Source organism: Gemmobacter nanjingensis (genome assembly GCF_014652195.1).
Classification (GTDB): Bacteria; Pseudomonadota; Alphaproteobacteria; order Rhodobacterales; family Rhodobacteraceae; genus Gemmobacter; species Gemmobacter caeni.
Map to the genome: position 1 here is coordinate 22,809 of NZ_BMYI01000018.1, position 22,569 is coordinate 45,377.

The 22,569-nt window shown below is 65.0% G+C and carries 22 protein-coding genes; 6 read left to right on the plus strand and 16 right to left on the minus strand.

The genetic code is table 11. The features are described 5' to 3' along the window. Position 1: 1 nt before the first annotated feature. From IE126_RS20745 to IE126_RS20755, 3 genes are all read left to right on the plus strand, one after another. Entirely contained in the window at positions 2–199 is a 198-nt protein-coding gene (locus IE126_RS20745; RefSeq protein ID WP_229825740.1) for an MbtH family protein, read from the plus strand. Between the two features lie 121 nt (positions 200–320). Further along, positions 321–2,000: a GMC family oxidoreductase gene (locus IE126_RS20750; protein ID WP_189382073.1), complete on the plus strand. Its 1,680-nt coding sequence runs from the start codon at positions 321–323 to the stop codon at positions 1,998–2,000. Continuing rightward, positions 1,985–3,610: a long-chain fatty acid--CoA ligase gene (locus IE126_RS20755; protein ID WP_189382074.1), complete on the plus strand. Its 1,626-nt coding sequence runs from the start codon at positions 1,985–1,987 to the stop codon at positions 3,608–3,610. The genes IE126_RS20750 and IE126_RS20755 overlap by 16 nt, the downstream gene beginning before the upstream one ends. A gap of 12 nt (positions 3,611–3,622) precedes the next feature. Here the strand turns inward: IE126_RS20755 and IE126_RS20760 are convergent, their stop codons facing one another. Continuing rightward, positions 3,623–4,066, minus strand: a complete 444-nt coding sequence (locus tag IE126_RS20760; protein WP_189382075.1) for an RrF2 family transcriptional regulator — start codon at positions 4,064–4,066, stop codon at positions 3,623–3,625. A gap of 53 nt (positions 4,067–4,119) precedes the next feature. Between IE126_RS20760 and IE126_RS20765 the strand changes: the two genes are divergently transcribed. Together IE126_RS20765 and IE126_RS20770 are read left to right on the plus strand one after the other, a co-directional pair. Further along, positions 4,120–5,184, plus strand: coding sequence for an NAD(P)H-dependent flavin oxidoreductase (locus tag IE126_RS20765; RefSeq protein WP_268245835.1), 1,065 nt, complete (start codon positions 4,120–4,122; stop codon positions 5,182–5,184). Beyond that, positions 5,181–5,840: a 5-formyltetrahydrofolate cyclo-ligase gene (locus tag IE126_RS20770; protein WP_054304412.1), complete on the plus strand. Its 660-nt coding sequence runs from the start codon at positions 5,181–5,183 to the stop codon at positions 5,838–5,840. Before IE126_RS20765 ends, IE126_RS20770 begins: the two co-directional genes overlap by 4 nt. Positions 5,841–5,993: 153 nt before the next feature. Here IE126_RS20770 and IE126_RS20775 read toward each other — a convergent pair whose 3' ends face one another. The 9 genes from IE126_RS20775 to lysA all read right to left on the minus strand — a co-directional run bounded on the left by IE126_RS20775 (position 5,994) and on the right by lysA (position 14,993). Next, on the minus strand, positions 5,994–7,562 hold the full coding sequence (locus tag IE126_RS20775) for a D-aminopeptidase (protein WP_189382077.1): 1,569 nt from the start codon (positions 7,560–7,562) through the stop codon (positions 5,994–5,996). Between the two features lie 7 nt (positions 7,563–7,569). Beyond that, positions 7,570–8,085, minus strand: a complete 516-nt coding sequence (locus tag IE126_RS20780) for a L,D-transpeptidase family protein (protein ID WP_189382078.1) — start codon at positions 8,083–8,085, stop codon at positions 7,570–7,572. Between the two features lie 13 nt (positions 8,086–8,098). Next, positions 8,099–9,076 carry an ABC transporter ATP-binding protein gene (locus IE126_RS20785; RefSeq protein WP_189382079.1) on the minus strand — a complete coding sequence of 326 codons (978 nt, stop codon included), beginning with the start codon at positions 9,074–9,076 and terminating at the stop codon, positions 8,099–8,101. Then, entirely contained in the window at positions 9,073–10,068 is a 996-nt protein-coding gene (locus IE126_RS20790) for an ABC transporter ATP-binding protein (RefSeq protein ID WP_189382080.1), read from the minus strand. Before IE126_RS20790 ends, IE126_RS20785 begins: the two co-directional genes overlap by 4 nt. A gap of 3 nt (positions 10,069–10,071) precedes the next feature. Continuing rightward, positions 10,072–10,578 carry an ABC transporter permease gene (locus IE126_RS26070; RefSeq protein WP_229825752.1) on the minus strand — a complete coding sequence of 169 codons (507 nt, stop codon included), beginning with the start codon at positions 10,576–10,578 and terminating at the stop codon, positions 10,072–10,074. Further along, positions 10,488–10,934, minus strand: coding sequence for an ABC transporter permease (locus tag IE126_RS26075; protein ID WP_229825742.1), 447 nt, complete (start codon positions 10,932–10,934; stop codon positions 10,488–10,490). Before IE126_RS26075 ends, IE126_RS26070 begins: the two co-directional genes overlap by 91 nt. Then, positions 10,934–11,869, minus strand: a complete 936-nt coding sequence (locus tag IE126_RS20800; protein WP_189382081.1) for an ABC transporter permease — start codon at positions 11,867–11,869, stop codon at positions 10,934–10,936. Before IE126_RS20800 ends, IE126_RS26075 begins: the two co-directional genes overlap by 1 nt. 104 nt (positions 11,870–11,973) lie before the next feature. Further along, the gene (locus tag IE126_RS20805; protein ID WP_229825743.1) at positions 11,974–13,545 is read right to left on the minus strand and encodes an ABC transporter substrate-binding protein; all 1,572 of its coding nucleotides are present in this window, start codon (positions 13,543–13,545) and stop codon (positions 11,974–11,976) included. Positions 13,546–13,676: 131 nt separating this feature from the next. Then, complete coding sequence (gene lysA, locus IE126_RS20810; protein WP_189382083.1) at positions 13,677–14,993, minus strand: diaminopimelate decarboxylase; 1,317 nt, start codon at positions 14,991–14,993, stop codon at positions 13,677–13,679. A 117-nt stretch (positions 14,994–15,110) separates the two neighbouring features. Between lysA and IE126_RS20815 the strand changes: the two genes are divergently transcribed. Then, entirely contained in the window at positions 15,111–16,043 is a 933-nt protein-coding gene (locus IE126_RS20815; protein WP_189382084.1) for a LysR family transcriptional regulator, read from the plus strand. A gap of 18 nt (positions 16,044–16,061) precedes the next feature. Here the strand turns inward: IE126_RS20815 and IE126_RS20820 are convergent, their stop codons facing one another. The 6 genes from IE126_RS20820 to IE126_RS20845 all read right to left on the minus strand — a co-directional run bounded on the left by IE126_RS20820 (position 16,062) and on the right by IE126_RS20845 (position 22,568). Next, on the minus strand, positions 16,062–16,841 hold the full coding sequence (locus IE126_RS20820; protein WP_054304404.1) for an ATP-binding cassette domain-containing protein: 780 nt from the start codon (positions 16,839–16,841) through the stop codon (positions 16,062–16,064). Beyond that, positions 16,841–17,962 carry an ABC transporter permease gene (locus IE126_RS20825; protein ID WP_054304403.1) on the minus strand — a complete coding sequence of 374 codons (1,122 nt, stop codon included), beginning with the start codon at positions 17,960–17,962 and terminating at the stop codon, positions 16,841–16,843. The genes IE126_RS20820 and IE126_RS20825 overlap by 1 nt, the downstream gene beginning before the upstream one ends. Before the next feature lie 82 nt (positions 17,963–18,044). Then, positions 18,045–18,989 carry a sugar ABC transporter substrate-binding protein gene (locus IE126_RS20830; RefSeq protein WP_054304402.1) on the minus strand — a complete coding sequence of 315 codons (945 nt, stop codon included), beginning with the start codon at positions 18,987–18,989 and terminating at the stop codon, positions 18,045–18,047. 61 nt (positions 18,990–19,050) lie between these two features. Then, positions 19,051–20,160 (minus strand): phytanoyl-CoA dioxygenase family protein, encoded by a 1,110-nt coding sequence (locus IE126_RS20835; RefSeq protein WP_189382085.1) that lies wholly within the window; start codon positions 20,158–20,160, stop codon positions 19,051–19,053. 192 nt (positions 20,161–20,352) lie between these two features. Then, a complete protein-coding gene (locus IE126_RS20840; protein WP_189382111.1) occupies positions 20,353–21,486 on the minus strand; it encodes a Gfo/Idh/MocA family protein in 1,134 nt (377 codons plus the stop codon). Positions 21,487–21,503: 17 nt separating this feature from the next. Next, positions 21,504–22,568, minus strand: coding sequence for a sugar phosphate isomerase/epimerase family protein (locus tag IE126_RS20845; RefSeq protein ID WP_189382086.1), 1,065 nt, complete (start codon positions 22,566–22,568; stop codon positions 21,504–21,506). Between the last annotated feature and the right edge of the window lies 1 nt (position 22,569).

Genomic DNA, 22,569 nt, shown 5'->3' on the forward strand with positions numbered 1-22,569 from the left:
AATGACGATTGAACCGCAATATCTGGTCGTGATGAACCATGAGGAGCAGTATTCGCTTTGGCCGCAGGGGCGGGAGTTGCCCGCAGGATGGACCGCGACGGGTTTTGGCGGCGACAAGCAGGCCTGTCTGGATCACATCAATGCCGTCTGGACCGACATGCGCCCGCTGTCGCTGCGCAAGGCCATGGGCGACGCCTGACGTGCAACCCGCCCCTGCGTCACCGTAACGCTGGGTCACACCGCGCCGAAGTATCTGGACAGGGGCCAGAAAATGTCCTGACCTTTTCCGCGGGCGAGGAGGCCCGGTCGGGAGGATGCGCATGCCGGGCACGGGCGGGGCCGCATATGATTATGTGATCGTGGGCGGCGGTTCCGCAGGCTGTGTTCTGGCGGCACGGCTGTCAGAAGATCCGACGCGCAGCGTCTGCCTGCTGGAGGCGGGCGGGCGCGGTGATCATCTGCTGATCCGGGCGCCTGCCGGAACGGTGGCCATGCTACCCGGATATGGCCGCATCTCGAACTGGGCTTACCAGACCGTCCCACAGCCGGGGCTGAATGGCCGCAGGGGCTATCAGCCGCGTGGCAAGGCTCTGGGCGGGTCCAGCGCGATCAATGCGATGCTGTATATCCGGGGGCATCGGGCGGATTACGATGGCTGGGCCGACGCGGGTTGCGACGGCTGGTCATGGGAGGACTGCCTTCCCTATTTCAAAAGGGCCGAGAACAATGCGGCAGGAGCCAGCGCGTTTCACGGTGACAATGGCCCGTTGCAGGTATCGGAGCAGAAAGCGCCGCGCCCGATCTCGCGTGCCTTTGTCCGGGCCGCAACGGAATGCCAGCACCGGGAAAGCCCCGATTTTAACACCGGCGACAATGAAGGGGTCGGGCTGTATCAGGTTACCCAGTTCCATGATGCGGCCCGCAATGGCGAGCGCTGTTCGGCGGCGGCGGCCTATCTGCATCCGGTTCTGGACAAGCGCGCTAATCTGACCGTCCTTACCGGAGCCCATGCGACACGGGTGCTGACCGAGGGGAAGCGCGCGACGGGCGTCGCTTACCGCAAGGGCGGGCAGGATCACCGGGTCTCGGCGCGGCAAGAGGTGATCCTTGCCGGAGGCGCCTTCAACTCGCCGCAACTTCTGATGCTGTCGGGCATCGGCCCGGCTGATGCGCTGCGTCCGCATGGTATCGGGATCGTCCATGACCTGCCGGGGGTGGGGCAGAACCTTCAGGATCATCTGGATTTCACCCTGGCCTTCCGCACGAAGGACACCGACACGTTCGGCATAGGGCTGACCGCGACGCGAAACCTGATCCGTCACGCGCGGAAATGGCGGCGCGACGGCAAGTCGATGATCGCCACCCCCTTTGCCGAGGGCGCCGCCTTCCTGAAAACCGACCCGGCGCTGGACAGGCCGGATATCCAGCTTCATTTTGTCATCGCACTGGCCGACGACCATGCGCGCAGGCTGCACCTCGGGTATGGGTTTTCCTGCCATGTCTGCGCCCTGCGGCCCCACAGCCGGGGCGAGGTTTTCCTGCAAAGCGCCGATCCGCTGGCGCCTCCGGGCATCGACCCGCGCTTCCTGTCCGATCCGCGCGATCTGGAGACCACGATCCAGGGGGCAAGGATGACGCGCGAGATCCTGATGGCCCCGGCTCTGGCGCGCTATCGTCAACGAGAGATGTTCGGCCTGACCGACGGAATGGGGGACCAGGACTGGGCGCGCCACATCAGGGCGCGGGCCGATACGATCTATCATCCGGTCGGCACCTGCAAGATGGGCAGCGATGACATGGCGGTGGTCGATCCGGCACTGCGGGTGCACGGGATGCAGGGGCTGCGCGTCGTCGATGCCTCGGTCATGCCGACGCTGATCGGCGGCAATACCAATGCCCCGACCATCATGATCGCCGAACGCGCGGCCGATCTGATCCGCGGAATCAAGACTGCCGGTCTGGCAGCACATGAAGGGGGGAAAGGATGTTCGGAACAATAATGTGGCAGGCGCTGACCACCGGGTCACTGATCGCGCATGCCGAAAAATACCATGGCGATACCGATGTCGTCTCGGTGGAGGGCGACGGCAGCCTGAGCCGCAGTTCCTGGCGAGAAGTCGGGGCCAATGCCCGGCGCATCAAATCGGCGCTGGATCGGCTCGGGGTGGCGGCGGGCGCGCGCTGCGCGACGATCGCCTGGAACAACCGGCGTCATCTCGAACTGTATTTCGGGATCGGCAGCGGCGGTCGGGTGACCCATACGATGAACCCCCGCCTGACGCCGGACCAGATGATCTATATTCTCGATCACGCCGCCGACGAGGTGTTGTTCTTCGACCGCAGCTTTCTGCCGGTGGTGGCGAAGCTGGTGCCGCATCTGCGCTCTGTCCGGCATTTCGTCCTGATGGGCCCGCGCGATGCAGAGGCGGCGGGTCTGATCACGGGGCTGCTGTTCCACGACGAATTGCTGGAAACCGGCGATCCCGCAACCGAATGGCCCGATCTGGATGAAACCGCCCCCGCCGCGCTGTGCTACACATCAGGCACCACCGGGCATCCGAAGGGCGTGCAATATTCGCACCGTTCGCTGGTGCTGCACAGCCTTGGTGGCAACCAGCCGGACGGGCTGGCAATTGCCGCGCGGGATACGGTGATGCCGGTCGTGCCAATGTTCCACGTCAACGCCTGGGGTGTGCCCTATATCGCAGCGGCAGTCGGGGCAAAGCTGGTGATGCCGGGCCCAAAGCTGGATGGCGAAAGCCTTGCCCGTCTGATCGAGGCCGAGCAGGTCACGCTGGCGCTTGGCGTGCCGACGATCTGGATGGGCCTGCTGGCCGGGCTGAAATCGACCGGCATCAAGCCCGTTTCTCTGAAAAGGACGGTGGTGGGTGGGTCAGCCTTGCCGCCCTCGATGCTGCGCGAGTTCCGCGAAACCTATGGCGTGGACCTGATCCATGCCTGGGGGATGACGGAGACCTCGCCGCTGGGCACGCTGAACCAGCTGTTGCAAAAGCACGGCACGCTGGAAGAAGGGGCCCGACACCGGCTGCGCGAATGTCAGGGCCGCCCGCCCTGGGGGGTAGACCTGCGTCTCGTGGACGAGGCCGGTCATGAACTGCCGCGGGATGGCAAGACCCAGGGGGAATTGCAGATCCGCGGGCACTGGATTGTCGAAAGCTATTTCGGGCAGGAGGAAACGGCCCTGACGCTGGATGGCTGGTTCGACACCGGCGATGTCGCGACGCTGGATGCCGACGGCTATCTGGTGATCCGGGATCGTTCCAAGGACATCATCAAATCCGGCGGTGAATGGATCTCGACGGTCGAGCTGGAAAACATCGCTATCGCGCATCCACAGATCGCCAATGCCGCCGCCATTGCCGCCCGGCACCTGAAATGGGATGAACGGCCCGTGGTGCTGGCCGTGCCCGTCGCCGGAGAAACGCCGGATGAACAGGACATCCGCGCCTTCTACGAAGGCAAGGTCGCGCATTGGCAGGTGCCGGATCGGGTGATCTTTGTCGAGGCCCTGCCGCTGGGGGCGACCGGCAAGGTGATGAAGGCCAAACTGCGCGAACTGTACGGCGATGTGCTTCTGCCCGAGGGCTGAGGCACGCCAGTGTCAGGCCAGCGCCTGATGCGCCGCCACGCCCCCGGCGGATTGCGGTGTAAAGGCAATGTCCGCAAGGGTGGCGCGGTCCAGATCGGCCAGAAATGCCGCTTCGGCCCGGCGCAGCCGGGATTTGAGCTTGCAGTGGCCATCCAGCGTACAATCGCTGCGGTCCGGGCCGAAACATTCGACAAGCGGCTGGTCCTGCTCCAGCAGTCGGACCAGCGCGCCCAGCCGGATATCGCCCGCAGGCCGGGCCAGCGTGACCCCGCCCCCCTGACCCCGGCGCGTCGTCACATGACCCGCCTGGGCCAGCCGGTGCAGGATCTTGGTCAGATGATGGCGCGACAGGCCGAACTCTGCCGCCAGCGCGGCGGTGGTAAAGCCGCGCTCCGGCTCTCCGGCCATGCGCATCAGCATCCGAAGCCCGTAATCGGTGAAAGAGGTCAGGCGCATCGCTTGGCTTTCAAATAAGTATTTACAATACCACTTATCAGTCCTAGACCAGATTGCAAGCGGGCGCCACGCCTTGCCCGCCGGGCGAGGACAAGATCATGCAAGATCGGACAATCCTGCGAACGCCGCTGTGCGACATGCTGGGCTGCGAGCTTCCCGTCCTGCTGGCGGGTATGGGCGGCGTGGCACGATGGGAACTCGCGGCCGCTGTTGCGCAGGCTGGCGGCTTTGCGATGCTGGGCATGGTGCGCGAAGATCCCGCCCTGATCGAGGCCGAGGTGACAGCGCTGCGGGCCGCAACCGACCGGCGCTTTGCGGTCAACCTGATCCCGGCAGCCACCGACCCCTTGTTGCTGGATGCCCAGATCGGCCGTTGCCTTGATCTCGGGGTCGATACCTTCACCTTCTTCTGGGATGTGATCCCGGCAGTGGTGCGGCGCATCAAACAGGCCGGTGGGCTGGTGCTGCATCAGGTAGGCAGCGCCGGGGCGGCACGGATGGCGGAAGAGGCGGGGGCGGATGTCCTTATCGCACAGGGGGTCGAGGCGGGGGGCCATGTGCACGGCCGCAGCGGTGCCTTCGCCCTTGCCGAAACCCTGCTTGCCGAGGCCGGGGTTCCCGTCGTCGTTTCGGGCGGCATTTCCACCGGACGCGGCCTTGCGGCAGCGCTGGCGGCGGGCGCGCAGGGTGTGCAATGCGGCACGGCCTTTCTGGCGACGGCAGAGTCCTTCGCGCATGACTATCACAAGGCGCGCGTGGTCGCGGCACGCGGCGAGGAAACCGTGCTGACCGATGTGTTCGTGCTGAACTGGCCGATGGGCGCAGCGGTGCGGGTGATCGGCAACAGCGTGACACAGGGGCTGGGCAATCGCCTGCTGGGCCATGATCCGGCCCGCCTGCCGCGCGAGGTAATCGCCGAAGACGGGGGCACGGCACTCATGCGCTTCAGCACGGATTCCCCGATGCGCCACACCACGGGCAATCTGGAGGCGATGGCGCTTTACGCCGGGCAGGGCGTGGGGGCGATCCGCGATATCGTTCCGGCGGCGCAGCGCCTGCACCTGATGGCGGATGAGGCGGCGGCCTGTCTGGCCCGTGCCGCAGGGAGCCGGGCATGACAGATGATCCGCAGGCCCGGCCGCCCGCCTCATCGCCCTGTCTTGCGGCAGATCTTGCACCCGCCGATGTCTCTGACCTGCCAGGCTGGCGCCGGGCCGAACGGGCCCGGCTGCGCGCCGCCCGCGATGCCCTGCGCGTCACCGAACGCCAGACCATCGGCACTGCGATATTTCGTCATCTCGCGGGGCTGGTGCCGGGCATGTTGCCGCCGGGCGGCGTGTTTTCCGCCTATTGGCCGATCAAGGGTGAACCCGATCTGAGGCCGTTGATGTTCACGCTGCACGAGGCGGGATTCCGCATCGCGCTGCCGGTGGTCGAAACCCGGTTCGCCCCGCTGGTGTTCCGGCACTGGACGCCCGAAACCCGGATGGAGCGTGGTGACTGGAACATCCCGGTTCCGCCCGCCGACAGCCTGCGCCTGATCCCGGACGTGGCGCTGGCGCCATTGGTCGGATGGGATGATGCCGCTTTCCGGCTTGGCTATGGCGGCGGTTATTTCGACCGCACGCTGGCCGCGCTGACCCCCGCGCCGCTGGTGATCGGTGTCGGGTTTCAGGCCGCGCGGCTCGATACGATTTGCCCGCAACCGCATGACATCCCGCTCGACCTGATCGTCACCGAGGCCGGTGTGCAGGCCAGCCGGCGCCCGCGCTGACGGCAGCCTGACGAGACCAGGCGGATGGCTCGCACTTAATATTATAACATAATATACCTTAGCCGACTCTTCGGAAACCCGCCCGCCCCGCCCAGATTCGCTCATTGATCAATATGCAGCGCATTTCTGCTTGCACCAAAATACCGGACACAATCAGCCGCCCAGCGGGCCGTCATACTGGATCTTGCGGGCCAGCCAGCAACCCAGCGTCAGCCCGGTGACGCGGCCATCGCTGCCCCGCCGGATACGCAGGGTCCATTCGCCGGGCGGGGCCGCATCCATGGCGCGACGGCAGGTCACCGACCACAGGTCGTGTGCCAGAGGATACATCCGCTCCATCGGACCCGGGCCGAACAGCCCTTCAAAACCGATATAGGCCGCGCCGTCCCGCGCCTCGATCACCAGACCGGCGTCGATGGCGCCCGCGTGATATTGCCCGGCGATATCCGCGGCATCGGCACGGTCCACCGGCTCCAGCGGTTCGGCCCGGACGATCAGGTTCTCGGCCGGGCGCTCCATGACCAGCGCCCCGCCCTCCCGCCGCAGCAGGATGCCGGGGGCCTCGGCCTGGCTGGCGCTGACCGGGGCCAGCAGCACAGGCGAGACCGCGTAATGCAGTCGCACCCCGCCAGGCGTATCGGTCGTGCGCAGGAACAGATCCGCCTCAGGGTCAAGCCACAGCCCGCCCCAGCCCTGCGCCGGAACCGGCGCAGCGGGCGCGGGCAGATCCAGCGCCGCCGCCAGCAGCGCCTCGGCCGCGCGCATCGCGCTGGCCTCGTGATTGAAGATCACCACCACCGAAAACCGCTCTGCCGCGACATGCAGCCGGTAAGAGCAAAAGCCGCGCAATCCGCCGCCATGGCCCGTCACCTCGTAACCCGCATGGCTGTAGCGGCGCAGGCCATAGGCATAGGGCGCGGGCGTGCCATCGGCGAAAGTGGCAGGCGCCGAAATGCGCCGGTAGAGCCCGGACGGATCATCGCGCGTCGCGTCGATATGGTGCTCCCACGCCAGCATATCGTCCAGCGAGGCCATGACACCGGCATCGCCAAACCATGTGATTGCAGTCTCGGCGGGCAGAAAGCCCACCTCGTCATTGCCTTCATAGCCCATCACACCATCGATGTGATCGCTTGTGTCGGCGCCCAAACAGGCGGTCGGCATCCCCGCGGGGCGCAGAATGCGTTCGGCCAGCAGTGCCCCGAAATCGCGGCCCGTCGCGCGCCGGATCAGTTCTGCCAGCAGGCGGAAGTTGCCGTTGCTGTAGGAATAATGCGCTCCCGGCGCAAAATGCCCGTCCCGCGCCGTCGCCAGCAGCTCCAGCCCCTGCGCCGCCGTGCAGCGGCCTTCCGGCGCCGCCCCTTGCAGAACGCTCAGGGCCCAGTAATCGCGCAATCCTGACTGGTTATGACAGAGCTGCGCGACGCTGGGCAGCGGCCCTTCAAATCGCGGCAGCAGATCGGGCAGCAGCGGCGCCAGTTCCTCGGGGTCGTCGAACAGATCCAGCAGCAGCGCACAGGTCATCTGTTTTGAGATCGAACAGATCGGCATGCGCAGCGTCGCGGTCATCGGCAGCCGCGCCGCCATATCGGCATAGCCCCAGGCCCGCCGCGCGATCACCTGCCCGTCCTTCACCACGCCCGCCACACCGGCAGGGCCGCGATACTGAACGGGCAGCAGATCAAGTGCGCGTTCCAGCGCCTGCATGTCGATCCCGCTCATGGCCGCCTCATTCGGTTTCGCGGAAACACAGCCGGGTATCCGGCCCGGCCAGTGCCAGAAACTCCAGCAGGTCGGCCCGGCTCAGCGCGGCGCATCCGGCGGTCGGGGTATAGCCCTCGCGCGCCAGATGCAGGAAGATCGCGCTGCCCGCGCCCGGAACCACCGGATCATCATTCTGCCCCAGCACGACAACGATGTCGTAAAGATCATCGGCCCGCCACATCTCTTCATGGCTGGCAGCGAAGGGGCGCTTCACAGGGCGGTTGTAATCCGGGTGATCGGGCGCATCGCACCAGCCGTCATCGGGCGCGATCCTGGCGGTCGGGAGCACGGTCACCGGCGCAGATCCCAGCTTGTCGGCCCGCCACAGCACGCGGCGGATCGGCCAGCAGCCGACCGGGCTGATCCCGTCACCCTCGGCCTGTTTCACCGCGATACCGCCCCGGCCCACCGCAGCCCGCCAGATCCTGTCGCCGAAGCGGGCCTGCCAGCCCGCCCCCTGCCCGCTCACGATCAGATCCAAAGGTCTCTCCTTCTCAACCATCCAGCGGGAAGTGACAGGCCACCGCCCGCCCATCCCGGTCTTGCAGTGCCGGATCTTCCGTCCGGCAAATCTCGCGCGCGAAGGGGCAGCGGGTGTGAAACCGGCATCCCGAGGGCAGATTCATCGGGCTTGGAATCTCGCCCTGCATCATCGGCCTGTCCCGCCCGCGCAGGCGGGGATCAGGGCGCGGCACCGCCGCCATCAGAAGCATCGTATAGGGATGCAACGGCCGGGCAAACATCTCTTCCGTCGTGCCGACCTCGACCACGCGCCCCAGAAACATAACCCCCACCCGATCCGCGAACTGCCGCACCACGGCAAGATCATGGGTGATGAACAGATAGGTCAGGCTGAGCTGGTCCTGAAGCTCGGCCAGCAGGTTCAGAACCTGCGCCTGAATCGACACATCCAGCGCCGAGACGGATTCGTCGCAAACCACGAAATCAGGCCGGTTCGCCAATGCCCGCGCGATGCCGATACGCTGACGCTGGCCGCCCGAGAACTGATGCGGATAGTTGCGCAGGTATTGCCGGCGCAGCCCCACCATCTCCAGCAGTTCGGCGCAGCGGTCACGAATCTCATCCGCCGTGCCGAAACCATGGCTGCGCAGCGGCTCTGACAGGATTTCACCGACCCGCATCCGCGGGTTGAGCGAGGCATAAGGGTCCTGGAATACGATCTGCAATTTCTTGCGCAGCCCGTTCATCGTGGCCTCGTCCAGGCCGGTCAGATCGGTGCCGCGATAGGCCACCGTTCCCGAACTCGGTTCTTGCAGACGCAGCATCACCCGGCCCAGCGTGGTCTTGCCGCAGCCGCTTTCGCCCACCAGCGCAAAGGTTTCGCGCGCGCGGATGTCCAGCGTGACACCGTCGACCGCCCGGACCACCCGTGCCGGCCCGCCCATAAATCCGCCGCCGACATGGAAATGCCGGGTCAGGTCGCGGGTGGAAATCACCACATCCTCGGTCATGTCCGGTCTCCGTTCGGGCTGTGCAGCCAGCAGCGCGCGGCATGGCCGGGGGCGATGCCGGTCAGGACGGGGTCGCGTTGCAGGCAGACCGGCATGGCGGCGCCGCAGCGCGGGTTGAAGCGGCAACCGGGCGGCAACCGGGCAAGGTTCGGCACCATACCGGGGATCGAGGGCATCCGCCGCCCGGCCCGTGGCTCCGTCGCGCGCGGGATCGAGGCCAGCAGGCCGCGCGTGTAGGGATGCGAGGGCGTCTCGAACAGGCTGAACACATCGGCCTGTTCCACCAGTTGCCCGGCATACATCACGTTCACCTCGTCGCACATTTCGGCGATGATCCCCAGATCATGCGTGATGAGGATGATCGAGGTGCCCACCCGATCGCGCAGGTCGCGCATCAGATGCAGGATCTGCGATTGCGTGGTCACATCCAGCGCCGTGGTCGGCTCGTCCGCGATCAGAAGCTTCGGCTCACAGATCAGACCCATCGCGATCATGGCCCGCTGCCGCAGCCCGCCCGAAAGCTGATGCGGATAGGCGTCCAGCCGGGTCTGGGGTTCGGGAATGCCGACCAGTTCGAACATCTCAAGCACGCGGGCGCGGATGGCGCGGCGGCCAAGCCCGTGGTGGATCGCCAGCGGTTCACCCACCTGTTCCCACACCCGCCGCACGGGGTTGAGCGAGGTCATCGGCTCCTGGAACACCATGGCGATGTCGCGGCCCCGGATGCCCCGCATCCCGGCGGGACCGAGGCGGGTGATATCGCGACCGTCGAGTGTGATCGACCGGGCGCTGACCCGCCCCTGCGGCTGCGGCACCAGCCCCATAAGTGACAGCGCCGTCATGCTTTTGCCCGAACCGGATTCGCCGACGACCCCGACGATCCGGCCCCGGCCCACATCAAAGGACACGTCGTCCAGCACCCGCACATTGCCGCGGTCGCCGCTGAAATCGGTACACAGGCCGCGCACGGAAAGAATGGTTTCTGCCGTCATCGCTCAGTCCTTCATCGAAGGGTCAAGCGCGTCGCGCAGCCCGTCGCCGATGAAATTGAAGGCCAGCACCGTCAGCAGGATCGCCACGCCGGGGGCAATGGCCACGGTGGGGGCCTGGAACATGTATTCCTTACCCTTGGCCACCAGCAGACCCCAGCTTGCCTCCGGTGGCTGCACGCCGACCCCCAGAAAGCTGAGGCTCGATTCCCACATGATCGCCTCGGGGATGGCGAGGGTGAACAGCACGATCAGCGTCGGAATGACGTTCGGAAAGATGTGCCGCAGCATCACGGTAACTCTCGCCGTGCCGTTGGCGCGCGCCGCTTCGATGAATTCCTTCTCGCGCAGCGCCAGCGTCTGCGACCGCACCACCCGCGCGACCGAAGCCCAGCCGACAAGCGCCAGCGCAAGGAAGATGTTCAGCAGGTTCGCACCCAGCGTATAGACGGGAAGGCGATCATCATGTCGGCCAGCCGCATGATGACAAAATCGGTACGCCCGCCCAGATATCCGCTGAGAATGCCCATCATCGTGCCGATGCTCAGCGAGATCAGGCTTGGCACGATCCCCACCACCAGCGAGATGCGCGCGCCGTAAAGGATGCGTGTCAGCACGTCCCGGCCGAAATTGTCGGTGCCCAGCCAATAGGTTGTCGAGGCGGGCAGCAACTGTTCGTCCAGCGCCACGCGGTAGGGATCATGCGGGCTGATCCAGGGCGCGAAGATGGCGCCCAGGACAAGCAGCAGCACGAAGCCAAGGCCCAGCATGGCCATGCGGTTCCTGCGGAAGGCCCGGAGGGTATCACGCAGGAAGCTTGCTTCCTCCAGCGCCTCAGGCGCGTCGGTCAGGTCGGAAGAACGTGACATCACACCTCTTTCCTCATCTGCGCCCGGATGCGGGGATCAAGGACGGAATACAGGATGTCGGCCACCAGATTGCCGAAGATCACCAGAACCGTGGCAAACAGCACCGCGCCCTGCAAAAGCGGCATATCGCGCGAGGATATGGCGCTGACCGTGATGCGCCCGACGCCGGGAATCGAAAAGATCGCCTCGGTGATGACCGCGCCCGACAGCAGCCCCGCGACCTGGATCGCCATGATCGTGACCACCGGGATCAGCGCATTCTTCAGCGCATGCCGGGTGATGACGCCGGTTTCGCGCAGGCCCTTGGCGCGCGCGGTGCGGATGTAATCCAGCCGCATCACCTCCAGCAGGCTCGACCGCATCAGACGCGCGATCACCCCGGCCGAGGACCAGCCCAGCACCACGGCGGGCAGGATCATGTATTGCCAGCCATAGAAGCCCGACACCGGCAGCAGCTTCAGCTTCATCGCGAAGATATATTGCAGCAGCAGCGCCGACCAGAAGATCGGCATCGACACGCCCAGCAGCGAGAAACCCATGAAGAAGCGGTCAATGAAACTGTCGCGCCGGACCGCCGACAGGATGCCCACCGGAATGCCGATGACCCAGGACACCAGCGCGGCCGAAACCGCCAGCATCAGCGTATTGGGAAAGGCCTTGAGGATCAGGTCAGTGACCGGACGGTTGAGCTTGATCGAATTGCCCAGATCGCCATGCAGCGCATCCCACAGGAACCTGAGATAACGGGTGATCAGCGGGTCATCGAGACGCATCTGCGTCCGCACCCGCTCGATCACATCGGCACTGGCGTGTTCCTTCATCATCAGCGCGATGGGATCGCCGGGCACGACGTTCAGCATGATGAACAGGATCAGCGTAATGCCGATCAGGACCGGAATGGACACAAGGATGCGTCGGAGCGCGAACATCAACATCGGGAAAGGCTCTTTCTGCGGCACCCGCGCAGGGCGGGGGCGAAGCGGAAGGATGAAATGCCTGGGCCGGGGTGCGCGGTTCCGCGCACCCCGTCAAGGTACTCTTACTCGACGTCCACCTTGTAATAGTTCATGTCGCTCCAGCCGTTCCACGGCACGACGAAGTTCTTCACCCGCGGCTGCACCACATAGCTGTGGTCCAGACTGAACAGCGGCACCCAGGCGGCATCGGTATCGACGATGCGGGCCGTCAGTTCCTGATACAGCTTGCAGCGCGCCTCCTGATCGGTCATGCCGCGCGCCTTTTCGATGGCGGCAAAGACCTCGGGGTCATTGTTGTTGTAGCCCCTGACCTTGGTCCCGGATTCCGAGAAGAAGGTGTAGAAGAAATTGTCCGGGTCGTTGAAATCGGCGGACCAGACCTGGGTATAAGCCTCGGCATCGCCCGCCTTGCGCGCGGCGAGGAAGGCGGCCTCGTCGGTGGTGACGATATTGGCCTTGAACCCGGCCTCGGCCACCTGCGCCTGGATGATCTGGTTCATGTCAGACCATTTCGTCGACCAGCTCGACACCTGTTGCAGATTGATCTCCACCCCGTCCGGGTAACCCGCCTCGGCCAGCAGTTCCTTCGCCCTGGCCGGGTTGTATTCGATGGGCGTCGCGGGGGTATAGCAGGCCAGGCCGCGCGGCATCACGCCGTCTTCCAGCTTGCCCTTGCCGTAGAAGTTCTTGTCCAGAATGGTCTGCCGGTCGATCGACATCTGGAACGCCTTGCGCACGCGCGCATCGTCGAACGGCTTTTTCAGCTGGTTGATGTTGTAATAATAGATCCCCACCCGCGGACCGGAACGGACCTGATCCTTCCACTGGTCGCTGCCATAGAAATATGGGGTCTGGGTTGGCGCGTAATCCAGATCGAACACGTCCAGTTCGTCGGATTCGAACAGCATCCGCAGCGTTTCGGAATCCGACACCACGCGCACCAGCAGCCGGTCAAGCTTCGGGCGACCACGCCAGTAATTGTCGTTCGCCTCAAGCATCTGGCTGTCGTTCAGCGTATAGTCGCGCAGAATGAACGGGCCGGTGCCATTCGTGGTTTCCGCCGTCAGACCGAACTGATCGCCCGCAGCTTCGGTAAAGGCGCGGTTGTAGATCGAGGCGCCGGGCGAGGCCAGCAGCGCAAGGAAGGCCGCATAGGGTTTCGACAGGGTGATCTGGACCGTGTGCTCGTCCAGCGCCTTCAGCCCCGACACACTGTCGGCCTTGCCATCCAGCCGGTCCTCGGCCCCGGCAATGAAGGTCAGGATATCGGTGTTCAGCGCCTTGGTTGCCGGGTTCAGCATCCGGTCAAAGGTATAGACCACATCATCGGCGGTCAGCGCCGCGCCGTCATGGAAGGTCACCCCCTCACGGAGGTGGAACGTGTAGGTCAGGCCGTCCTCCGACACATCCCAGCTTTCGGCCAGCCCCGGCACCAGCGCCGACTGGCCCGGCGCCGTCGTCTCGGATTCCACCAGCCGGTCGAAGATATTCAGCGGAAGTGTATAGGCATCCGTCGTCATCTGCACGTCGGCGGTCTTGGGGTCTTCGGGATAGGACACGCGCAGCATGTTCTCGGCCAGCGCCGGCGACATCAGCACAAGGCTGGTAAGGCCGGTGGCCAGAAGCAGTTTCATCTTCTTGTTCATCTTGTACCTCGCTCTGTCGGTTTGGCCGCTGTTGATCGGGAGCACCCTGCGACCGCTGTTATCGGCGACCCTTGTTTCCGGGCGGGCCTGTCGCACGGCACCCCCCTTTGCTTCCCCCTTTACCCGGCGCGCTGCCACGGTCCGGGCTGTTCCAGTTGCAGCGCCTCGTCGATACCGACCCGGCGACGGATCACACGGAACTGCGCACCATCCACCAGAACCTCGGGAATCAGATCCCGCGAATTATAGGTTGAGGACATGGCCGCGCCGTAGGCTCCCGCGTCGCGGAAGGCCAGAAGGTCCCCGGCCTGAAGCGGGCCAAGTCCCTGATATGTCCCGAAATCGTCCGAGCTTTCACAGATCGGGCCAACAAGCCGGCAAGGGGTCGTGGCCCCCACCTGACGCGGCGGGGCCAGCGGCTCTACCGCATGCCGGGCGTCATACAGCGCCGGGCGCATCAGATCGTTCATCGCCGCGTCGACAATGGCGAAATCCGCGCCGTCACCGGGTTTGGTATAGATCACCCGGGCCACCATGACCCCGGCCCGGGCGCAGAGCCAGCGCCCCGGCTCCACATTCAGCGCCAGCCCCATGCCGCCCACCGTATCCGCGATGATCCGGGCATATTCGGCCAGATCGGGGCCGGAGTGGCCGTCGCCCCCTACCCCGAGCCCGCCACCCAGATCCAGCCGTCCGACCTGCTGCCCCGCCGCCCGCAGATCGCGGACCAGACCGGCCATTGCGGCCCAGGCCCGGCGGAACGGCGCAAGATCAAGGATCTGCGACCCGATATGCACCGCCAGCCCGACCATGTTCAGTTCGGGCCGCATCGCGGCGGCGGCATAAAGCGCGGGGATCTCACCGATGGCGATACCGAATTTGCTGTCCTTGCGCGCGGTGGTGATCTTGGCATGGGTCAGGGCATCGACATCGGGATTGACCCGCAGCGCCACCGGGGCGCTCTGGCCCAGATCGCGCGCGACCGCCGCCACCACCTCCAGCTCCGCCGGGCTTTCGACGTTGATCTGATGCAGGCCCGCCAGCAGCGCCGCCCGGATTTCCGCCTCGGTCTTGCCGACACCGGAAAAGATGATCCGCTCCGCAGGCACCCCGGCGGCCAGCGCGCGCGCCATCTCGCCACCCGAGACGATGTCCATACCGCATCCCAGCCGGGCAAATTCCGACAGGACGTGAATGTTGCTGTTGGCCTTCACCGCAAAGCAGACATCCACCCCGTGCGGCGCGACTGCGCCCGACAACGCGGTGTATCCCGCCCGCAGCGCCTGCGCCGAATAGGCGTAGAACGGCGTGCCCACCGCCTCGGCGATGCGGGTCAGCGGCACGCCTTCCATGCGCAGCGCGCCGTCGCGGCGATGCAGCAGATCCGGCGCGGGGTCATCGACAGGGGCCGGGGCCAGGGCAATGGTCTGGGACATGACGACCCTTTGTCTGTTCTGGGTTTCCGCCACCTTCCCAGATGTTTTCATGCAAATGAAATACTTCATGGGCATTTCTTATTCATTTCTGATATGCAAAAGGAAAAGGGGATCACCATGAAACTGAACCAGCGCCAGATTGACGTCTTCAACGCGGTCATGGTGAACAAGAGCATTACCGCCGCCGCTGCCAAACTGGGCAGTTCACAGCCCACGCTGAGCCGCGAGATCCGCGAGATCGAAAGCCGTCTTGGCTTTGACCTGTTCCTGCGTTTCGGCAAGCGGCTGACACCCACGCAGCAGGCGATCCTGCTGCATGAGGTGGTGCTGCGCTCTTTTGTCGGGCTGGATGAGATCAGCCGCGCCGCCTCGGCCATCCGCACCCACAATGCCGCAAACTTCCGCATCGCCAGCATTCCGGCCTATGCGGAATCCATCATCCCCCGCGTCATCCAGCGCTTTCTGAAAACCCGCCGCGATGTGCATTTTTCGATCCACTCGCACGAGGAGCCCTCGCTGCGGCATGAAATGACAACTCAGGTTTTCGACCTGTGTCTGGCTGAAAACCTGTCAGAGCGGGAAAATGCGACCGGCGAATCCGTCTTTGTGGGGGATATGGTCTGCGTCCTGCCGCAGGGGCATCCGCTGACCGCGCGCAATGTGCTGACCCCGGCCGATTTCGCGAACCAGCCCTTCATCTATTTCAGCCAGAACGACCCCTACCGGCACAAGCTGGATGTGGTGTTTCACGAGGCCGATGTCTCGCGCGACTATGCCGCAGAAACGACCACCGCCGCCAGCGTCTGCGCCATGGTGGCGGCGGGGGTCGGTCTGTCGGTGATCAACCCGCTGACGGCGGCCAGCCATGCGGGCGGGCCGGTCGCGCTGCGGCGGCTGTCGGTTTCGGTGCCGTATCGGGTGGCGCTGTGGCATCCGCAGCGCAGCACCCGGATCGCGCAGGTCCGGCGCTTCATCGCCGTCCTGCACGAGGTGGCCGCAGAAATGGCCGCCGGGCTGGATCAGCACCTTCTCCCGCAGCAAGGGGAGTAAGGTCTGACCCGCCCCGCCTCAGATCGTGCCGCCCAGCGAGCTTTCCAGATCCGCCAGTTCCTGCCCGCCGGCCATCATGTCCTGCAAGCCCGGCGCATCCACCTCGCCGCGCAAGGCTGTCCCCAGCGTCTGTCCCCGATTCAGCACGGTGAACCGGTCACCGACCGCCATCGCATGCCGCACGTTATGGGTGATGAACACCACACCGATCCCCTGCTTGCGCACCCGGTCAATCGTGCCCAGCACATTCGCCGTCTGCCGCACACCCAGAGCCGAGGTCGGCTCGTCCAGGATCAGCACCTTGGCGCCGAAATAGACGGCACGGGCAATGGCGACGGTCTGCCGTTCTCCCCCCGACAGGGTGCCGACCGCCTGATCGGGGCCACGCAGGTTGATGCCCATTTTCCGCATCTCGCTCATGGTGATGGCGTCGGCCTTGGCCAGATCCAGTGTGCGCAGCGGCCAGATGCCCTTTTCCGGCTCGCGCCCCATCCAGAAATTGCGGCTGACGCTCATCAGCGGGATCATCGCCAGATCCTGATACACAGTGGCAATCCCCGCCGTCATGGCGTCGCGCGGGCTTTCAAAGACAACCGGCCTGCCCTCCACCCGCATCTCACCCGCGCTGGGGCGGAACACGCCCGACATGGTCTTGATGAAAGTCGATTTCCCGGCGCCGTTGTCGCCCAGCAGGCAATGGCATTCCCCGGCGCGCACATCGAAGGACACCCCGTTCAGCGCGATCACATGGCCGAAATGTTTCTTGATGTCGCGCATGTCGACGATGGGCGTGGTCATCAGCGTTCCCCCGTGATGATGCGGCGGATGTAGGTGTTCATGATGACCGCGATCAGCAGAATCATCCCGAGGAACACCCGGAAAAGCGAGCTTTCGGCATTGGCGAAGAACAGACCCTGCTGCACCACGCCGAAGATCACCGCCCCCAGCGCCGCCCCGATGACCGAGCCGTAACCGCCAGTCAGCAGCGCGCCGCCGATCACCACGCAAATGATCGCCTCGAACTCCTTCAGCAGGCCCCGGTCGGCTGCGGCCGAGCCGAACTCCATCACCTGACACATCGAAAAGACGCAGGCACAGAAGGCCGAGAACATGAACATCAGGATCTTCACCCGGTTCACCGGCACACCGACATAGCGCGCCGCCTGCGCATCGCCACCGCTGGCGAAGACCCAGTTGCCGAATTTGGTACGCGTCAGCAGCCAGTGGCCGAAGATCACCAGCGCGAGGGCCCAGACCACCAGCATGGGGATGCCGTCCACCACCGGCTGCCCTGCACGGTTGCCGCGCGTGAAAGTGGCGATCCAGCCCGCATCGCCCATCCATTGAAACAGGCCCGTCAGGATCTTGCCACCGAAGACCGGCGCCAGCCAGTCGCCCTGCGCCCGGTCGGCCACGCCGCCGATGATGGTCTGCCGGGTGAAATAGACCGATCCCCAGATCGTCAGCCCGCGCAGGATGTATAGGAAGGCCAGCGTCACGATGAACGAGGGCAGTCCGGTGCGGATCACCAGCCAGCCATTCAGCGCCCCGATGGCGATACAGAAAGCAAAGGTTGCCAGAATGGCCAGCCACAGCGGCCAGCCCATCTGCACCGACAGGATCGCCATCAGCACCCCGGAAAACCCGATCATCGAGCCGGTGGACAGGTCGAACTCGCCCGCGATCATCAGCAGGCAGGCCCCGACCGCGATGACCATGAATTGTGCCGAAACCACCGTCCAGTTCATCACTCCTTCGGCGGCGAACATGCCGCTGTCCCCGGCGATCAGCCCGAACAGGATGAAGACCAGGATGGTGCCGCAGATCCCGCCCAGTTCCGGGCGGATCAGCATACGGCGCAGCGGAGAGACATCTTTTATGCGTTCGTCACCGGCCGGGCCGGAGGTGGTGTCGGTCATTCTTGGCCTCGTTGAGATCAGAGGAAAGGCGTGCGGGTGGGGAGCATTCACCCGCACGCTGGCCCCGTAGGGGCGGGGTCGCTCAGCGGAACTCGCCCGCCAGCGATTCAACCAGTTCGATATTGTCCTTGGTCACGAAGCCCGGGCCGGTAAAGATCGAATTGGCCGGGGCAACGCCGTAGCGCACATAATTGGTCAGCACCTGGATCGGCACCGAGCCTTGCAGGAAGGGCTGCTGGTCGATGGCAAAGTTGATGGTGCCATCCTTGATCCCGGCCGAGATTTCCGAAGACAGGTCGAAGGTGCCGAAATAAATCTCGCCATCCAGCCCCATATCCTTCACCGCACGGATCGAGGGCTCGGCCGAATTGGGCCCAAGCGTCAGGATCGCGCCGGTATCGGGGTTGGCGGTCAGATAGGCCTTCACCTTGTTCTGCACCTCCGACGGGTCGATGCCGGAATCGATCATCTGGCTGCCCAGATCAACGCCAAGCGCATCGGCAAAGCCGCGGCAGCGCTCAACCGAAGCCGGGTTGGTGATATAGTGGTTCACGCACAGGAACGAGCTGATCCCGGCCTCTTTCGCGCGCTTGCCCGCACCCAGACCCGCCTCGTATTCCGGCTGGCCGACATGCATCAGGGCGCCAAGCTTCTGGCTTTCCTCGACGGTACCCGAGTTCACGGTGACCACCGGGATGCCCTTGGCAACGGCATCCTTGATCGGGCCTTCCAGCACATTGTAATCGGCGATGGTGACGATGATCCCGTCCACGCCCGCGGCCGAGGCCTGCTGCACGATCCGCGCCATATCGGCCAGATCGCCGGTCGGCGGATTGCGGTATTCGGTTTCCACGCCCATCTGCTCGTTCGTGACCTTGATTGCATTCTTGATCACGTTGAACCAGCTGTCGCTGTCCGGGCCATGGCTGATCCAGACGAATTTCTCGCCCTCCGCATGGGCAGCCCCGGCCAGGGCCGTGGTCGCAAGCAAGGCCGCTGCGGCCACGGTGTGCAGCATTTTCTTCATAGGTTTCTCCTCCCTTTGGTCGTTATCTTGCGGCGCCGGATTCCCCCGGAACTGTCGCCGCTCAGGCCCGGCGTTTGCGGGCCTGTTCCTCCAGCGCGGTCTCCAGCCGCGCCTGATCCCACCCTTCGGCAACCGCACGGGCCAGCAGATCCTGCTGGCTTTCGGGAGCAAGCCCCCCGATCGGCGGATCGGTGTCCAGATTGGTCGGGAAAGGATAGCCGTCCGCCGTCGCCGCGATGACGGCGCGCCGCCCCTCGGGTGAAAGCGCGGCCAGATGCGGGTAGACCGCGCGCACCATCGCGGTGCGGTCAAGGTTTTCCATATGCCGCGCAAAGGCCGAGGCGGTCTGGATCAGGTTCACCATCCGCACCACATCGGCCGTCCGGTTCTCGCCCGCCGCATGGAACAGCGCCGGGCTGAAGAAGATCGCATCGCCCTTTTCCAGAGGCAACTGGACGTGATGCGCCTCGAAATAATCGCGGAACTCGGGGCGGGTCGCGGCGATATAGCCATGCAGGTAGCGCTGCGAATGCGGCAGAAGCTTGGTCGTGCCGCTTTCCACCGGCATGTCGCAATGCGCCACGCCGCCTTGCAGGATCAGCGTCGGCCCCGTGGCATGGATGTGATCGGGGTACTGCGCCATCTGGTCGGGCGACATGAAACCCAGATGATAGTCGCGGTGCGGCGCCTGTGCCTTGCCACCGGGACGCACCTGATTGACCTGGGTCGCCAGCTGATAGCCGGGGCCAAGCCAGGCGCGGCAGGCAATGTCGATCACCGGATTGGCCATATAGCGCGCATAGACCGCCGGATCATGCAGACACAGCTTTTGCAGGCTGTTCCAGATCCGGTCATTCGCACCCGCCTTGGCGAAATGATCCCCCGCTGCAATCCCTTCCGCCCGCTCCTGCGCGATGATGGCGCGGAAGGCGTCGCTGGCGCGGTCGATGGCGCCCAGATCGGCGAAGGCGCGCTTGATGACAAAGACGCCCGGCCCCTGCCCGATGACCCCCGCCCATTCCGGCGCAATCGCCTCGGTTACGCTGGCCCCGTCATAGATCGGGATGTTCTTTTCGATGACCATGGCCGAAGGGCACATTGCCGGCGTCGTCGTGGTTTCGGCTTCAGCGCGAAACGCCTCAAGGCTGATGCCGGATACGAAGTCCTTCATGCTCTCTCCTCCCGGATCGCACAGGCGATCTTGCGACAGGGCAGCCCGCAGCCTCCCCAGCCGCGAACCCCGTGAAGTCAGTTGAAAAATTGCAAATTTACCCGTGTTGCAATGAGTATTGCAGTCTTATTGCAGGAGTCAACAGATATTTCCGTCACGCCCTGCCGTGCAGACCATTGCACCGCCCGGAAGCTATACTGCCACCGGCCGCAACCAGGGCTGATCCGCCGCCTCGGCGCTGTCCACCACCGCCTCAACGAAAGCCACGCCCTTCAGCCCGTCCCATGCCGTCGGCAGGTTGCGCCCGATGGCATCAGGTTCGCGCCCCTCGGCCCGCGCCCGGATCGCCTCGGCAAAGCCCGCGTAAAGATTGGCGAAAGCCTCCAGATACCCTTCGGGATGGCCCGGCGGGGTGCGGGTGCGCGCCTGCGCATCCTCCGACAGATCCGGCGCGCCGCGTTTCACCACCTGCACCCGGCCTTCCAGCGGCGTCAGGATCAGCTCGTTCGGCTGTTCCTGATACCATTGCAGCGAGCCCGTCCCGCCAAAGACCCGCAGCCGCACGCCGTTGGAATGGCCGATGGCGACCTGCGACGACCACAAAAGTCCGCGCGCGCCGCCCTGATAGCGCAGCATCACATGCGCGTTGTCATCCAGCGCCCGACCGCTCACGAATGTCGCCAGATCGGCGGTCAGGCTGTCCAGCGTCAACCCGCTGACAAACCCCGCCAGATGATAGGCATGGGTGCCGATGTCGCCGATGGACCCGCCGCGCCCATTCTTCACCGGATCGGTGCGCCATACCGCCTGCGCATTGCCCTGCTGTTCGATGGCGGTGGCCATCCATTCCAGCGGATATTCCACCTGCACCGTGCGCACCGCGCCGATTTCGCCCGCCGCGACCCGCACGCGCGCCTCGTGCACCATCGGGTAACCCGAATAGGTATAGGTCACCCCGACAAAGCGCCCGCTGTCCCGCGCCAGTTGTTCCAGCGCCACCGCATCCGCCAGTGTGGCGGTCAGCGGCTTTTCACAGATCACGTCGAACCCCGCCTCGATCAGCGCCTTCGCGATCGGGTAATGGGTGAAATTCGGCGTGCAGATCGCCACCGCCTCCATCCGGTCGGGCCGCGCGGCCTCTGCCGCGATCATCTCCTGCCATGTCCCGTAGCTGCGCGCGGGGTCAAGCCCCTGCGAAAGCGCGAAGGCGCGGCCGCGCTCCGGGTCCACATCGAAGGCGCCCGCCACAAGCTGCCACTGGCCATCCAGCCGCGCCGCAAGGCGATGGATATTGCCGATATAGGCGCCCTGCCCGCCGCCCACCATGCCAAGCCGCAAGGGTCTCATGCCTCATCCTCCAGACCGAGCATCGCCCGGTTGGCGCGGCGATCCGCGCCGGATTTCACGAAATCATCGAAGGCGCGATCCGACACGCCGATGATGTGATCCGCGATGAACTGCGCACCTTCGCGGGCGCCGTCCTCGGGGTTCTTGACGAAACATTCCCATTCCAGCACCGCCCAGCCGTCATAGCCATGCGTTGTCAGCCTGGTGAAGATCGCGCCGAAATCCACCTGTCCGTCGCCGGGACTGCGGAAGCGGCCCGCGCGCTTCGCCCAGGGCATATAACCGCCATAGGCGCCGGATTTGCCATCGGGGCGGAACTCGGCATCCTTCACATGGAAGGCGCGGATGCGGTCGTGGTAATGGTCGATGAAGGCCAGATAATCCAGCGACTGAAGCACGAAATGGCTGGGATCATACATCAGGTTGGCGCGGGGGTGGCCCTTCACCTTCTCAAGGAAATACTCCCACGAATGGCCGTCGTGCAGATCCTCGCAAGGGTGGATCTCATAGCAGACATCCACGCCATGCGCGTCGAAATCGTTCAGGATCGGGGTCCAGCGTTTCGCCAGTTCGTCAAACCCCTCCTCCACCAGCCCCTCGGGCCATTGCGGATAGGGGTAAAGATAGGGCCAGAGCAGCGCGCCCGAAAAGGTCACATGCCGGTCAATGCCCAGCCGGGCCGAGGCACGCGCGGCAAAGCGCAACTGCTCCTCCGCCCAGGCCCGTCGCGCCTTCGGGTTCCCCCGCACCGGCGCGGGCGCGAAACTGTCCATCACCGCATCATGCGCCGGATGCACTGCCACCAGTTGCCCGGTGATATGCGAGGCGAATTCGGTGATCTGCAAACCATGGTCGGCCAGCATCCCGCGCAACGCATCGCAATAGGCGTCGCTTTCAGCGGCGAGCCGCATGTCGATCAGCCGGGTATCCCATGTCGGGATCTGCACCCCCTTGAACCCCTTGCCCGCCGCCCATGCGGCCAAACCCGGCAGGCTGTCGTAAGGCGCCTGATCCGCCGCAAACTGGGCCAGGAACACCCCCGGCCCCTTGATGGTGCGCATG

What these genes read in the sequence shown, in the direction of transcription:
- IE126_RS20815 (WP_189382084.1), top strand. Translation starts at nt 15,111, where the DNA reads ATGAAACTGAACCAGCGCCAGATTGACGTCTTCAACGCGGTCATGGTG.
- IE126_RS20830 (WP_054304402.1), bottom strand. Translation starts at nt 18,989, where the DNA reads ATGAAGAAAATGCTGCACACCGTGGCCGCAGCGGCCTTGCTTGCGACC.
- IE126_RS20835 (WP_189382085.1), bottom strand. Translation starts at nt 20,160, where the DNA reads ATGAAGGACTTCGTATCCGGCATCAGCCTTGAGGCGTTTCGCGCTGAA.
- IE126_RS20745 (WP_229825740.1), top strand. Translation starts at nt 2, where the DNA reads ATGACGATTGAACCGCAATATCTGGTCGTGATGAACCATGAGGAGCAG.
- IE126_RS20840 (WP_189382111.1), bottom strand. Translation starts at nt 21,486, where the DNA reads ATGGTGGGCGGCGGGCAGGGCGCCTATATCGGCAATATCCATCGCCTT.
- IE126_RS20785 (WP_189382079.1), bottom strand. Translation starts at nt 9,076, where the DNA reads ATGACCGAGGATGTGGTGATTTCCACCCGCGACCTGACCCGGCATTTC.
- IE126_RS20775 (WP_189382077.1), bottom strand. Translation starts at nt 7,562, where the DNA reads ATGAGCGGGATCGACATGCAGGCGCTGGAACGCGCACTTGATCTGCTG.
- IE126_RS20790 (WP_189382080.1), bottom strand. Translation starts at nt 10,068, where the DNA reads ATGACGGCAGAAACCATTCTTTCCGTGCGCGGCCTGTGTACCGATTTC.
- IE126_RS20755 (WP_189382074.1), top strand. Translation starts at nt 1,985, where the DNA reads ATGTTCGGAACAATAATGTGGCAGGCGCTGACCACCGGGTCACTGATC.
- IE126_RS20820 (WP_054304404.1), bottom strand. Translation starts at nt 16,841, where the DNA reads ATGACCACGCCCATCGTCGACATGCGCGACATCAAGAAACATTTCGGC.
- lysA (WP_189382083.1), bottom strand. Translation starts at nt 14,993, where the DNA reads ATGTCCCAGACCATTGCCCTGGCCCCGGCCCCTGTCGATGACCCCGCG.
- IE126_RS26075 (WP_229825742.1), bottom strand. Translation starts at nt 10,934, where the DNA reads ATGTCACGTTCTTCCGACCTGACCGACGCGCCTGAGGCGCTGGAGGAA.
- IE126_RS20770 (WP_054304412.1), top strand. Translation starts at nt 5,181, where the DNA reads ATGACAGATGATCCGCAGGCCCGGCCGCCCGCCTCATCGCCCTGTCTT.
- IE126_RS20825 (WP_054304403.1), bottom strand. Translation starts at nt 17,962, where the DNA reads ATGACCGACACCACCTCCGGCCCGGCCGGTGACGAACGCATAAAAGAT.
- IE126_RS20845 (WP_189382086.1), bottom strand. Translation starts at nt 22,568, where the DNA reads ATGCGCACCATCAAGGGGCCGGGGGTGTTCCTGGCCCAGTTTGCGGCG.
- IE126_RS20800 (WP_189382081.1), bottom strand. Translation starts at nt 11,869, where the DNA reads ATGTTGATGTTCGCGCTCCGACGCATCCTTGTGTCCATTCCGGTCCTG.
- IE126_RS20750 (WP_189382073.1), top strand. Translation starts at nt 321, where the DNA reads ATGCCGGGCACGGGCGGGGCCGCATATGATTATGTGATCGTGGGCGGC.
- IE126_RS20760 (WP_189382075.1), bottom strand. Translation starts at nt 4,066, where the DNA reads ATGCGCCTGACCTCTTTCACCGATTACGGGCTTCGGATGCTGATGCGC.
- IE126_RS20805 (WP_229825743.1), bottom strand. Translation starts at nt 13,545, where the DNA reads ATGAAACTGCTTCTGGCCACCGGCCTTACCAGCCTTGTGCTGATGTCG.